Genomic DNA, 13,272 nt, shown 5'->3' on the forward strand with positions numbered 1-13,272 from the left:
CGCCATATGGGCCATAGCCAGCACGCCCAAGCGCAACGTTCTAAAATGTCGCCGAAAGGCTGACGCCATAGGTGCGCGGCGGCCCGTATGCCGCCGTTCGGTACACGCCCAGACCGGACCGGTCGTCGGCATAGGTTTTGTAGATCCTGTCGGTCAGGTTCTGCACCCAGGCGGCGATGTCCCACTGCCCGCGACGCAGGCCGAAACGCAGGTTGACCAGCGTGCGCGGCCCGGCCTTGAAGGCGTCCGAATTGGTCGGCTCAAAATAGACGGTCGACCGGTGATCCACATCCGCGCGGACGAAGATCGTGCCGATCCGCACCGGAACCTCATAGCTGACGGCGCCATAGCCGGTGAAATGGGGCGCCAGCACCAGGTCGTTGCCGGTGCAGTCGGTGCTGGGGCTGCCGACGGAGGGAATGACCGATGCGGGAACGCCGCAATTGTCGAACCTCTTATAATGTGCGTCCAGAATGGCGGCATTCCCCTCCAGCTGCAGCCGGGACGTCAGCTGCAGCGACAGCTCGCCTTCCACGCCCTCCACCTGCGCGCGGCCGGCATTGGTGAGCGCCAGCCCGCTGCCCAGCACCTGCGACACCTGCAACCGGTCGTAATCGGTGTGGAACGCGGCAAGGTTCAGCCGCATCCGCCGGTCCAGCGTCAGCATCTTTAAGCCGACCTCATAGCTGGTCGCCTTTTCCGGGCTGGCGGTCAGCCCGCCCAGCGAGGAGGCGAGGTCGACATTGTAAGCCGCGCTCTTGAAACCGCGGGAGAAGCGCGCATAGACATTGGCGTCCGGCACGACCTCATAGGAAATGGTCGCGCTGGGCGACAGGTCGTCATCGGTCGACCGGCCGTCGAAGGTGAGGTTCGGGAAGCCCAGATAGGTGAAGATACCCGTCCCGCTGGCGTCATCCTGGACGAAATGGGCGCGCTTCTTCTCCCTGGTGTAGCGCAGGCCGGCGGAAAGCGACAGGCGATCGGTCAGTTCATAGTCGAGCCGCCCGAACAGCGCCCCGCTCTCCGTCTTGACGCTGCCCTTGGTGGTCAGCATCGGTTCGCCCGGCACGCCGGTATCGGCGCCCAGACCCAGGCCCCGGTCGGTGCGCACCATCTGGTCGAAATAATAGGCGCCCAGCAGATAGCGCAGCTTGCCGGTGCCGCCCGCCAGCCGCAGTTCCTGGCTGAAGAAATGGGAATCGTCGCTAAAATTGTCCGCGGAGACGAAGTCGACCTGCTCCTGATCGTCGTCCAGCGAAGCATGATAGGAGGAATCGCGATAGGCGGTGATGGCCGTCAGCGTGATCGCGTCCGATGCCCATTCCGTCCTCATCGAAATGCCCTGGCTGTCGCGGTGCAGCCGGTTGGGCCGGTTGTTGTTGATGTGCAGCGGCTCCCGCGAAGGGAAATCCGCCGGATAACCGGCCAGCGCGTCCGCCTGGAAGAAGGCGGGCGTGCCGCGGTCGCGCAGCCCCTCCCAACGGGCGATGAAGGACAGTTGGTCGGTCGGCGCATATTTGGCCGACAGCCGCCAGGTCAGCAGGTCGGTCGATCCCGCATCCTTGCCGCCGGACAGATGCTTGTAGAAGCCGTCCTGCCGGGCATAGGCGACCGCGCCGCGCACCGAAAGCCGTTCGTTGAGGCGCGTGCCCAGCACCGCCTCACCCCGCCTGTAATCGTAATTGCCCGCGTCCAGGCGGATGGAGGCGCCGGGATCGGCGTCGGGCTGCTTCGTCTGGACGTTGACGACGCCCGCAATGGTGTTCTTGCCATATTCCGTCCCTTGCGGGCCGCGCACGATTTCCACCCGGTCGACATCCAGAAGATGCTGGACGAAATTTTCCGGCCGGCCGACATAGACATCGTCCACATAGATGCCGACGCCGGTTTCCAGCCCGATATTACGGACCAGGGTGGAGATGCCGCGGATCGAGATCTGCCCCTGCAACTGGCCTGCAATACCCCCGCTGATGTCGACATTGGGGGCCATGCGGGTCAGGTCGGTGATGGTCTGCAACCCCGCCGCCACGATCGAATCGCCCGAAATGCTGGTGACCGCCAGCGGCGCCTTCAGCAGCGGTTCCGGCACCTTGCGCGCCGTCACCGTGATGTCGGCGCGCATGTCCGCATCGGCCGGGGCCTGCGCCCAGGCCGTGCCGGAAGCTGCCAGTTCGATCGTCGCGGAAACCAGAAGTGCCCACTTCCATCGCCGCCTGTACCCAAAATTCGTCATCGCCCACGAAACCCGCTATATTTTTTCAATCCGCCGATAATAGGCGGACTTGGTAAACCGCTGGTTAAACTCTTCCTGCGTCCGGCTCCGGATCGGACGAGCTTGCGGCCTGCGGCCGGCGGCCTCGCACCCCGGCGAACGCCCGTTCCGCCGCAAACAGGAAGCGGGCGGCAGGGAGGCAGGCTTAACCCGCTTTTAAGACCTGACGCGGCATGACGGCAGGCATATGCCGCGTGAGGAACCATGAGCGAATATATCCCCAGCACCCAGCTTCGCGCCGGAAGTTCGACCACCGCGGCCGACTTCATCGCGGGGATCGACGACACGCTCGGCATCGACAGCCTCGTGACGCGCTTCAGCCAGGCGCTGGGCCTCCAGGCGGCGAGCCATGCCTGCTACGCTGTCGGCGATGGGGAACGGCGCTTCCTGTTCGGCGAGACCGGCTGGTGCGGCCCGATCGCACAGCCGGAAGTCCTGCCGCAGATCTGCTTTCCGATCACCGGCTGGGACGAACGGTCCTATGAGGTGGAGATCCGCCTGATCAGCATGCTCGAAAGCCCGGAGGAACGCGCAAACCTGCACGCCATGGCGACGCTCTACCTCTGCCGGGGCATCGCCCTGCTCGATGCGCGGGACGATCTGACCGCCTCTTCCCTGACGGAGACCGAGCAGTTCTGCCTCGACCAGCGGCAGGCCGGATTGTGCGACCTCGACATTGCCGAGGCGCTCGACCGATCCGTCCAGGCGGTGAAGGTGCATGTCCAGCGCGCCCGGCGGAAGCAGGCCGCCTGAGCGCCCTGCATCGAGGGTTCCCTTACGGCGCGCACGGCCTTTCGCGCTGCAACTTTCCGATGACCTGCCCCGTATAATATGTTACAGGCGCTGCCGCTGCATGCGGGGGGCGAACGGATTTGATTCATCTGATTTCGAAGAACAATTCCGCACTTTACCAGGACGAGATCAGAGATTTGCACCAAGTCCGCGCGGAGGTGTTCGTCAACCAGCTCGGCTGGGATCTCAGGGTCAGGGACGGGTTGGAACATGACGAATATGATGATGCGCGCGCGAGCAACATCATCGGCTTTTCGACCGAGAACCGGGTCGTCATGGGGCTGCGTTTCCGCCCCACGGACGACTGTTCGATGCTGCTCGACCATTTTTCGCATGTGCTGCCGGCCGGCATCCGTCCCATCGACGACGGGCGCACCTGGGAACTGAGCCGGGGATTCTGCATTGAGCGGGGCATGCGCCGCCACAATCTGCGACGGAAGGCCGCGTGCATGATCGCGCCGCTGGAACTGGCCTATGAGGCGGGGATCGACCGTTGCGTGGGCTTCACCGACGTCCGCATGCTCAGCTTCTGCTACGGCGTCGGCTGGAAACTGACCCTGCTCGGCTCCGCCATGGACTATGGCCAGGGGGAGGCCGTCGCCTATGAGGTGGAGGTGTCGCAGGCCGCGCTGGACGAGATGCGTCAGATGTGGGGCCTGCCCAGGCCTTCGCACGTCACCGTCGACCGGCTTCTTCCAGGGGAGGAGAATGCGCATGTCGCCGCGGCCCGGCTGGCGCGGGAGCATCCGGAACTGCAAAAGATCGCCGCCCAGCCGGAGATCGGTTCCGCCACGCACCCGTCCGCCACCACAGGGGCGGACGTCTATTATGGCAGATTCGGGACAACTCGTTCGGCTTCAGGGGGACATTGATGAATTCCGACCTTATTCGACAGGCATCGGCAGGGGAAATCGAAAGCTGGATCATTGCCCGCATCGCGGAAATCGTGAACGTGGCGCCCGCCGCCGTCTCGCCCGATGCGCCGTTCGACAGTTTCGGGATCGATTCGGCCAAGGCGATCTCGCTGATGGTGGAGCTGGAGAATTGGCTCAACCTGCCCGACGAACTGCCGCTGGAACTGCTGTTCGAGGCGGAGGCGATCCGCGACGCGGCGGCGGGCATCGCCGCGGCGGTCAGCGACATGGCGGCGCAGCAGGGCGGCGTCCAGCCATGATCCAGGACGAACAGATCGAATTTGGCGGCTCGGCCGCCGCCATCCGCCACCATTATGATGTCGGCAACGACTTCTATTCGGCATGGCTCGACCCCAGCATGACCTATTCCAGCGCGATGTGGGACGGCCTGTCCAAGGACGCCCCGCTGGAGGAGGCGCAGCAGCGCAAGCTCGACTATCATGCGCAATCGGTCGGCGCGGGCGAAGGCATGCGGATATTGGACGTCGGCTGCGGCTGGGGCGGCATGATGCGCAACCTGCGGCGAACGCATGGCGTCGCCGAATGCGTCGGCCTGACGCTGAGCGAGGAACAGCTCGCCTATATCCGGCAACTGGGCGATCCCGGCATCGGCGCCGTCCTCTCCAACTGGCACGACTATCGTCCCGACAGGCCGTTCGACGCGATCATCTCCGTCGGCGCGTTCGAACATTTCGCCCATCCGCAGCAGAGCGTGGAGGAACGCCGCGGCGTCTATCGCGAATTCTTCCAGGCCTGCCGCGACTGGATGGCGGGCAAGGGCCGCCTGTCGCTCCAGACCATCGCCTATGGCAGGATGTCGCCGGAGGACGCCAATCCCTTCATCGCGAACGAGATCTTCCCGGCGGCGGAACTGCCGACGCTGGAGGACATCGTGGTCGCGTCCAAGGGCCTGTTCCGCATCGAGCGGTTGCGCGACGACGGGCTGGACTATGCGCGCACCTGCGAGATGTGGAGCAACCGGCTGCGCGGCGCGGTGCGCGGCGGGGTGGTCGATCCGGCGATCCATCCGGTCGAGAAATATTCCCGCTATCTGCGCATGTCGGCCGCCGGTTTCCGCATGCGGAAGATCGGCCTGCTTCGGATAGCCTTCGCGACGGAATGACCAGGGCATTTTCCGGTTGACCGTCGAGGGTCAATGACGGGAAAATCCCGGCATCAAAAAGACAGGGCGTTTTCCGCTCCATGTGAAAACGCTCTAAAAGCATCGGGTTCGCAGAAAAAAGATGCAGATGGACTTCAGCCGGTCGATCGTCGACATCGTCCTCGACCATGGAAACAGCGATCCGGATCGCCCGGCGCTGATATTCGACCAGGGCGACGGCCCGCAGAGCAGCCTGACCTATGCAGAGGCGGCGGCGCGGGTCAGGCAGCTTGCCGGCGCGCTGGAGGCGCGGGGGTTGGCGGCACGGGGGTTGGCGGCCGAGGGGCAGGCCGGTCCAAGGGTCGCCCTCCTCTTCTCGGCGGGCACCGACTTCGCGCTCGCGCTGCTCGCCTGCCTCGCGGTCGGCGGCGTCGCCATTCCGCTCGCCCCGGTCGGTCGGCGCAAGGCGCGGCTTCAGAACATCCTGAACATGCTGGGCGACATCCGGCCCGACTGCATCCTGCTGGACGACGGCATGGCGGGCCTGTTCGGGCAGGAACTGTCCGCCGCCCTGTCCGCCGGCCCGGTGCGCTATCTGGAATTTGCCGCGCTCGCGGCCGAATCGCACGCCTTCTCGCCGCTGGCGCTCGCGCCCGACCGGCTCGCCGTGCTCCAGTTCACCTCCGGCACCACGTCGAACCCGAAGGGGGTGATGATCAGCCATGGCAACATCATCGCCAATGAGACGATGATCCGCGCCGCCTTCGGCCACGACCGCGATTCCCATTTCGTCGGCTGGGTGCCGCATTATCACGACCAGGGGCTGTTCGGTAACATCCTGCAACCGCTGTTCCTGGGCTCGACCTGCGTGATCACCTCGCCCGCCGCGTTCATCAACAGGCCGATGTCCTGGCTGCAACTCATCTCCCGCCATCGCGCGCATACCAGCGGCGGCCCCAATTTCGGCTACGACCTCTGCGTCGACTACGCAACGCGGCGGGGCATGCCGGACGAGCTGGACCTGTCGGGCTGGCGCGTGGCGTTCAACGGGGCGGAGCGGGTGCGGCCCGCCACGCTCGACCGCTTTGCCGAATGCTTCGCCGATGCGGGCTTCGACAGGCGCGCCTTCCTGCCCTGCTATGGCCTGGCCGAATCCACCCTCGTGACCATCGCGGTCCCGCCGCGGAGCGACCCCATCGTCAAAAGCTATGACAGCCGCGCCCTGGCCGCCGGACGGGCGGAGGAAAGCGCCGGCGGCGACGCCGTGCTGGACCTCGCCTGCTGCGGCCCGGCCATGGCGGGGGGAGAGGCGCGGATCGTCGATCCCGAAACCGGCGATCCGCTGCCCGACGGCGCGGTGGGCGAAATCTGGCTGCGCGGCCCGCACATCACCGCCGGCTATGTCGACAATCCCGCCGCGACGCAGGCGAGCTTCGGCCGGCTGGACGAAGGCGGCCCGTTCCTGCGGACCGGCGACCTCGGCTTTTCCACGGCGGACGGATTTTACATCGTCAGCCGCCTCAAGGACGTGATCATCGTGCGCGGCCGCAACCATGCGCCCAGCGATGTCGAGCAGATCTGGTCGGAACTGTCCGGAACGGTCGGCCAGGCCAGCGCCGCCGCCGTGGAGATCGAGGTGGGCGACACGCAGCATATCGTCCTGATCGCGGAGATGAAGCGGGACGAGGCCCGGTCCCTGTCCGAAGAGAAGCTCCAGGACATCGCCGCCCGGCTGCGCGCCCTGGCCATGGAACGGCTGGAACTGGCGATCACCGATCTGGCGATGGTGCCCGCCAGCGCCATCCCCCGGACGACCAGCGGCAAGGTGCAGCGCAAGCAGGCGGGCAGGATGCTGATGGACGGGGAACTCACCGTCCTGGGCATGGCGGGGCCGCTCGCCCAGGCGTTCGGGCCGTCCGGGCAGGGGATGTCCGCCGCCCGCTAGGCTGTATCGACATTCAGAAGATGGCGAGCCGAAAATGGCCGCCAGGGCTGAATGCCGATACAGCCTGAAGGTCCATGCGCGAAAAAGCGGACTCATTCCTTGAAGCCCCGGCCCGGCAGGCGTAAATTGCGCTGGACCGGGCGGCCACGGCCCGCAGCGAAGAGGATGAGCCGATGACTGGCATGTCGCCGAGCCGCCGGAGCGGCTCATGGATCGCCGCCATCCCCCTGATGCTGGCCGCCGCCGGTCCCGCCGCCCTCGCCCAATCGACGATCCTTCCCGAAGGCATGGCGATCCAACTGGAGACGCGCCAGGACATCTCCTCCAAGTCCGCCCGCGTCGGCGACAGGATCGAACTGGCGGTGGCCAGGCCCGTGACCATCGGCGGCGTGACGCTCATCCCCGCCGGCAGCCCGGCGGTGGGGGAGGTCAGCCGGGTCAGGGACAATGGCCTGCTCGGCCGTTCCGGCAAGCTCGACATCAAGGTCAGCACCGTCAGGACGGGGGGAATGGACGTGCCGGTGCGCGGCCAGCGCAGTTCCCAGGGCAAGTCCGGCACCCTGGGCGCGGTCGGCGCGGGCATCGTCTTCCTGCCGCTGGCGGTCATCGTGCGCGGAAAGGACGTCAAGCTGCCCGCCGGCACGCTGTTCGAGGTCTATGTCGACAGGGAGGTTTCCCTGGGGCCTACCGCCCCGCCAGAACCCGCCGTCGCCGCCCCGCCCGAAGGCCGGGAAGCGCCCGGCGGCATCAGGACGGTCGATCCCAACCAGGCGCTCGGTTCCTGAGGCGAAGCCTCGCCGCTCATGAGGATGGAGACATCGTCCCCCGCATCTCACCACGTGCTCCTGCGCAGGCACGCGAATGAGACGCGTGGCTGGTGAGAGCCCAGTCCCGCCCTTGCATGACCGCGCAATTTCAAAAACTGGACCCCCGCCTGCGCAGAAGCAAGCGCCCCCCTCCCCGGAAACAGCGTCCGGATCAGGCCGCCTGCGCCCGCGCCGCGGCTATGCAGGCCTGCAAATGATTTTGCCGGAACGGCTTTGACAGGCGCGTGATGTCGGGCGCGATCAGGTCCACCCCCTCATAGCCCGATATGATCAGCAGCGCGATCTGCGGATGATCGGCCCTCAGGCGCAGCGCCAGTTCCACCCCGGTCATGCCCGGCATGATATGGTCGGTGATCAATATGTCGGGCCGGTCGCCCGATTCGATCATGCCGAGCGCGCGTTCCGCCCGGTCGGTATCGACCACCTCATAGCCCATTTCGACCAGCATTTCCCGCGTGCTGTTCCGGACGAGATCGTTGTCGTCCACCAGCAACACCCTGCCCGAACGCGCCTTCGCCCCTTCCTCGACGACGGGGGGATCGGGCCTCTCGGCGGGCGTCCGCTCGACCGGCAGCCACAGCCGCACGCTGGTGCCCTGCCCCACGACGCTGTCGATCTCCACCGTGCCGCCAAGCTGCGCGGCAAGGCCGTGGACCATGGAAAGGCCCAGCCCCGTGCCATGGCCGGACGGCTTGGTCGTGAAGAAGGGTTCCATCGCCGCTGCCCTGACCGCCGGGGTCATGCCGGCGCCCGTGTCGCTGACGGTCAGGCAGACATAGCGGCCCGGCGCCAGCGCGGAGGGCAGGCGGCTCTGCCGCGCCTCCGCCCGGATGCTGAGCGCGCCGCCGTCGGGCATGGCGTCGCGGCCGTTGACGGCCAGGTTGAGCAGCGCCACCTCCAACTGATGGGCATCGGCCCGCACCGGGGGCAGCAACGGCTGGAGGTCGACCGACAGCGCGATCCGCGGCCCCAGCGTGCTGGCCAGCAAGGCCCCCATTCCGCCCAGCAGGTCCGGCAGGTCCACCGCCGTTGCGGTCAGCGGCTGCCGGCGGGCGAAGGTCAGGAGCCGCTGCACCAGCGTCTGGGCGCTCTCCGCCGCCTGCATCGCGATGGTCGCATGCCGCTCGATCGATTCCGGCGTCCGCTTGCCCGACAGGATCAGGTCCAGCCCGCCGACGATCGGCATCAGCAGATTGTTGAAATCATGGGCGACATGGCCGGTCAACTGGCCCAGCATGTCCAGCTTCTGGACCTGGCGCAGGCTGTCCTGCGACCGTTCCAGTTCCGCGGTCCGTTCCCGGACGCGGCGTTCAAGCTGTTCGTTCAGCGCTTCGAGCGACGCGAACAACCGCCCGTTTTCCAGCGCGGTGGACGCGGCGCGGGCCAGCGCCTCCAGCAGCGCGATCTCATTGTCGGTGGGCTGCGCGAATTCGGACCAATAGGCGCCCAGCGCGGCAATGGGTTCGACGCCGCCGATCGGCACCATCACCATCGACCGCACGAATGTGGTGCGATAGGCCTCCACCGGCACGCGTTCATCGTCGAACACGTCGGGGATCACCGCCGTGCGATTATTCTCCATCGCCCAGCCGGACACGCAGCTCGATGCGGGAAAGCGCTGCCCCGCCCAGAGCGGCTCCATCGAATCTTCCGCGATATAATGGCACTGGTCCTCGTCGCGCAGGACGACCGCGATGCCGTCCGCCCCCACGGCCCGCCGCGCAAAGGCCCGCAGGACATGGGTGATCGCCTCCAGGGACCGGGCGCCGGCCAGCGCTTCCATGGCTTCGGTGGCTATGCTCCACCGGGCCGCCAGCGCCTTCTGCTCGGCGCCCCGTTCGCTTGCCAGTTTCCTGTCCATAGACAACCTTCTGCATCGGAACCGCGCAGCTTTCTATCATTGGACCGGGTCTATCACAAAGCGATTATGATCAACGGCTTAGGCTGTATCGACATTCAGCCCTGGCGGCCTGCCTTTCCGCGAGCGGCCACAAACCGTCTCTGAACCCGCCGCGCAAGGGGAGGACGGGCCTCCTCTCCCGCCATATCCTGCTTCCTTTATCCAGCCCTGCCCCTTATCAGCTCCTCGACGATGGCCGGCTCGGCCAGGGTCGATATGTCCCCCAGCGCCTGTGCCGACACCTCGCCCTCCGCGATCTTGCGCAGGATGCGGCGCATGATCTTGCCGGAGCGGGTCTTGGGCAGGCCCGGCGCGAACTGGATGACGTCGGGCGTCGCGATCGGCCCGATTTCGCCGCGCACCCATTTGACCAGCGCCTGGCGCAGCGCGTCGCTCGCTTCCTCGCCGCTGTTCAGCGTCACATAGGCGTAGATGCCCTGCCCCTTGATGTCGTGCGGGAAGCCCACCACCGCCGCCTCCGCCACCGCCTCGTGCAGCACCAGCGCGCTTTCGACCTCCGCCGTGCCCATGCGGTGGCCCGACACGTTGATGACGTCATCGACGCGGCCGGTGATCCAATAGTCCCCGTCCGCGTCGCGGCGGCAGCCGTCGCCGGTGAAGTACAGCCCCGGATAGGTCGTGAAATAGGTCTGGAAGAAGCGCTCATGATCGCCCCACACCGTCCGCGCCTGCCCCGGCCAGCTTCTCGCGATGCAGAGATTGCCCTCGCCTTCGCCCTCCACGGCGACGCCGTTGCCGTCGACCAGCAACGGCTCCACCCCGAAAAAGGGCTTGGTCGCCGCGCCCGGCTTCAGGTCCGTTGCGCCCGGCAGCGGCGTGATCATGTGGCCGCCCGTCTCCGTCTGCCACCAGGTGTCGACGATCGGGCAGCGCCCCTCGCCCACCACCTCATGATACCAGCGCCAGGCTTCGGGATTGATCGGCTCCCCCACCGTGCCCATCAGCCGCAGCGAGGCGCGGCTGGTGCGGGTCACATGATCGTCCCCCTCCTTCATCAGCGAACGCAGCGCCGTCGGCGCGGTGTAGAGCGTCGTCACCCGATGCCGGTCGACCACTTCCCAGATGCGGCTGGGCGTCGGCCAGTTCGGCACCCCCTCGAACATCAGCGTGGTGCCGCCATTGGCCAGCGGCCCATAGACGATATAGCTATGGCCCGTGACCCAGCCGACATCGGCGGAGGACCAGAAGACCTCGCCCGGCCGGTGGTCGAAGGCAAGGTCGAAGGTCATCGCCGCCCAGAGCAGATAGCCGCCGGTCGAATGCAGCACGCCCTTGGGCTTGCCCGTCGATCCGGAGGTGTAGAGCAGGAACAGCGGGTCTTCCGCCGCCATCGCCTCCGCCGGGCAATCGGCGGAAACGGCAGCGGCCAGTTCGTCATAATAGGCGTCCCGCGCAGGGTCCATCGCGACGTCCCCGCCCGTCGCCCGGACGACGATCACGCGCTTCAGGACCGGCGCCAGCGCCGCCGCCGCATCGACATTGCGCTTCAGCGGCACGGTCCTGCCGCCGCGCCGCCCCTCATCGGCGGTGATGACGATGCGGCTGTCGCAATCGGTGATCCGTCCCGCCAGCGCCTCGGGCGAAAAGCCGCCGAACACCACCGAATGGATCGCCCCGACGCGGGCGCAGGCGAGCATGGCGAAGGCGGCTTCGGGGATCATCGGCAGGTAGAGCGTCACCCGGTCCCCGCGCCCCACGCCAGCGCGCTTCAGCACATTGGCGAAGCGGCACACCTCTTCATGCAACTGCCGATAGGTGAAGCGCCGCGCCGGTTCCTCCGGGTCGTCCGGCTCCCAGACGATCGCCGCCTGGTCCCCGCGCTCGGCCAGATGCCGGTCGATGCAATTGGCCGACGCGTTCAGCATGCCGTCGCTGAACCAGCTTATGCCGAAATCCCCTTCGGCAAAGCTGCTCTCGTCGGCGCGCGTGGGTTCGCGCAGCCAGTCGAGCCGCTTCGCCTGCTCCAGCCAATAGGCGTCGGCGTCATCCAGCGATCGGCGATAGCCCGCGGCATAGGCGGCGGCATCGACCTTCGCCTCCGCCGACCAGGCCGGCGGCACGGGATAGACATGGGGGGCCGTGGTCAGCATCGGCGGATCTCACTTCACCTTGGCGAGCGCGGCGGTCATCCGCTTGGCGGCGAAGGGCGGCAGCTTCACCGCCCTGGCGGCGGCGAGGTCCGCCGGGGCGACCTTGCCCACCTGCACCAGCGCGACCATGCCCATCGAATAATGCGGCATGCACTTGATGCCGTAGAGGCCGGGCTTGGTGACGGTCAGCACCGCCTCCTTGTTCATCGCGCCCTTCATCGGGGTCGCGCCGGCCGGCAGCATGGTCGCCATGGTTTCGGCATTATGGCTGGGATGGGTCGGCTGGAAACGGATGGTGTCGCCCACCGCCGCCTTCACGAAGGACGGCTCGAACACCATGGCGCCCTCCGCGCCCTGGTTCTTCATGTGGACGATGATCTCCCTGGCCTGCGCCGAAAGCGGCGCCAGCGTCAGGAGCGCGGCGGCGGCAAGGCCGCCCAGGGTGATGCGAATCTCGGTCAAGGCTCTCTCCCATGCAAACATGCTTGGGCGAGAGATGACGCAGCGCGGCGGAACCCCGCAATGGGCCATTGGTCCTAGGATGCGTGGGCACATGCAGGACTCGCCCGACTGGGTGATTTGGTGGGTTCGCCGTCATCCCCCCTCCCGCAAGCGGGAGGGGGTTAGGGGGTGGGCTGGCGCGACATAAGCGGCTATTCCCATCGGCTAAGCCGGAAGCTCCCCCGGATCGAGTCCGGGGTCGCGCCCACCCCTGGCCCCTCCCGCCTGCGGGAGGGGAAGGTCTAGGATCGACCATTCCCGGCATTTCGAATTCGTCCGCACGCCCCCTAAGGCGCCAAGCCCCCCTCCGGCATCACCCGGACCAGCGGCCGCCCCAGGTCGCGCCAGCCGTCCGTCCCCTCCGCCAGCCACCAGACATTGCGATGTCCCATGGCGCGCAGCCGCCGCGCCGCGTTCCAGCTCATCCAGCAATCGGATCGGCAGAAGACGACCAGCATCCGATCCCGCCGTCCGCGGGTCAGCCGGTGCACGGCGCCTGCGAACCAGGCCGCGATCCCCGGCGCAAGCACGCCCCGCCCCGCTTCGGGGAACCAGCGCGCGCCCGGAATGCTCTCATGCGGCGCCGCCAGCCGCCAGCGCCCGTCGCTCTCCCGATGCCCGCCCTCCGCCGGCAGGACGTCCAGGAACAGCGCATCCCGGCCCGGCCGCAGGGCCGCCGCGGCGGACGGCGCGATCCGCCCGACCCCGTCGGGCGGACGGGAAACGGGCGCGCGATAGGCGGCGATCCGATAGCCGTCAGGCCCGAACAGCGGTTCCGCCGCCACGGGCGCCGCGCAAAGCAGCAAGGCTCCGGCCCAGATCGTCTTTCTCATTCCGCCTCCCTCCCCATCCGACCCAAGGGCCAATGGTAGCGCATCGCGCCCGGCTGTAGACCTGCACCAAGGGAG

11 protein-coding genes are annotated in these 13,272 nt (G+C 67.3%); 6 read left to right on the top strand and 5 right to left on the bottom strand.

Annotated features, from left to right (window positions below; all coding sequences use genetic code 11):
• Window positions 1-40: 40 nt before the first annotated feature.
• A complete protein-coding gene (locus Sj15T_RS20085; RefSeq protein ID WP_013054096.1) occupies window positions 41-2,233 on the bottom strand; it encodes a TonB-dependent receptor in 2,193 nt (730 codons plus the stop codon).
• A 243-nt stretch (window positions 2,234-2,476) separates the two neighbouring features.
• Here Sj15T_RS20085 and Sj15T_RS20090 point away from each other — a divergent pair, with 243 nt between their 5' ends.
• The 6 genes from Sj15T_RS20090 (at window position 2,477) to Sj15T_RS20115 (ending at window position 7,810) form a co-directional block, all read left to right on the top strand.
• The gene (locus Sj15T_RS20090) at window positions 2,477-3,025 is read left to right on the top strand and encodes a hypothetical protein (RefSeq protein WP_013054097.1); all 549 of its coding nucleotides are present in this window, start codon (window positions 2,477-2,479) and stop codon (window positions 3,023-3,025) included.
• 119 nt (window positions 3,026-3,144) lie between these two features.
• Window positions 3,145-3,936 (top strand): acyl-homoserine-lactone synthase, encoded by a 792-nt coding sequence (locus Sj15T_RS20095; RefSeq protein WP_041386865.1) that lies wholly within the window; start codon window positions 3,145-3,147, stop codon window positions 3,934-3,936.
• On the top strand, window positions 3,936-4,238 hold the full coding sequence (locus tag Sj15T_RS20100; protein ID WP_007684547.1) for an acyl carrier protein: 303 nt from the start codon (window positions 3,936-3,938) through the stop codon (window positions 4,236-4,238). The genes Sj15T_RS20095 and Sj15T_RS20100 overlap by 1 nt, the downstream gene beginning before the upstream one ends.
• Window positions 4,235-5,101: a cyclopropane-fatty-acyl-phospholipid synthase family protein gene (locus tag Sj15T_RS20105; RefSeq protein ID WP_013054099.1), complete on the top strand. Its 867-nt coding sequence runs from the start codon at window positions 4,235-4,237 to the stop codon at window positions 5,099-5,101. The genes Sj15T_RS20100 and Sj15T_RS20105 overlap by 4 nt, the downstream gene beginning before the upstream one ends.
• 121 nt (window positions 5,102-5,222) lie before the next feature.
• Window positions 5,223-7,025, top strand: coding sequence for a fatty acyl-AMP ligase (locus tag Sj15T_RS20110; protein ID WP_013054100.1), 1,803 nt, complete (start codon window positions 5,223-5,225; stop codon window positions 7,023-7,025).
• Window positions 7,026-7,198: 173 nt separating this feature from the next.
• On the top strand, window positions 7,199-7,810 hold the full coding sequence (locus Sj15T_RS20115) for a hypothetical protein (RefSeq protein ID WP_013054101.1): 612 nt from the start codon (window positions 7,199-7,201) through the stop codon (window positions 7,808-7,810).
• A gap of 193 nt (window positions 7,811-8,003) precedes the next feature.
• Here Sj15T_RS20115 and Sj15T_RS20120 read toward each other — a convergent pair whose 3' ends face one another.
• From Sj15T_RS20120 to Sj15T_RS20135, 4 genes are all read right to left on the bottom strand, one after another.
• On the bottom strand, window positions 8,004-9,713 hold the full coding sequence (locus Sj15T_RS20120; RefSeq protein ID WP_013054102.1) for an ATP-binding protein: 1,710 nt from the start codon (window positions 9,711-9,713) through the stop codon (window positions 8,004-8,006).
• Between the two features lie 197 nt (window positions 9,714-9,910).
• On the bottom strand, window positions 9,911-11,863 hold the full coding sequence (gene acs, locus Sj15T_RS20125) for an acetate--CoA ligase (RefSeq protein ID WP_013054103.1): 1,953 nt from the start codon (window positions 11,861-11,863) through the stop codon (window positions 9,911-9,913).
• Between the two features lie 9 nt (window positions 11,864-11,872).
• Window positions 11,873-12,325, bottom strand: coding sequence for a pseudoazurin (locus tag Sj15T_RS20130; protein WP_007684540.1), 453 nt, complete (start codon window positions 12,323-12,325; stop codon window positions 11,873-11,875).
• 326 nt (window positions 12,326-12,651) lie between these two features.
• Window positions 12,652-13,197, bottom strand: a complete 546-nt coding sequence (locus tag Sj15T_RS20135) for a rhodanese-like domain-containing protein (RefSeq protein WP_013054104.1) — start codon at window positions 13,195-13,197, stop codon at window positions 12,652-12,654.
• Window positions 13,198-13,272 lie beyond the last annotated feature (75 nt).

The sequence above is a fragment of the Sphingobium sp. TA15 genome, assembly GCF_037101235.1.
Lineage (GTDB): Bacteria > Pseudomonadota > Alphaproteobacteria > Sphingomonadales > Sphingomonadaceae > Sphingobium > Sphingobium indicum.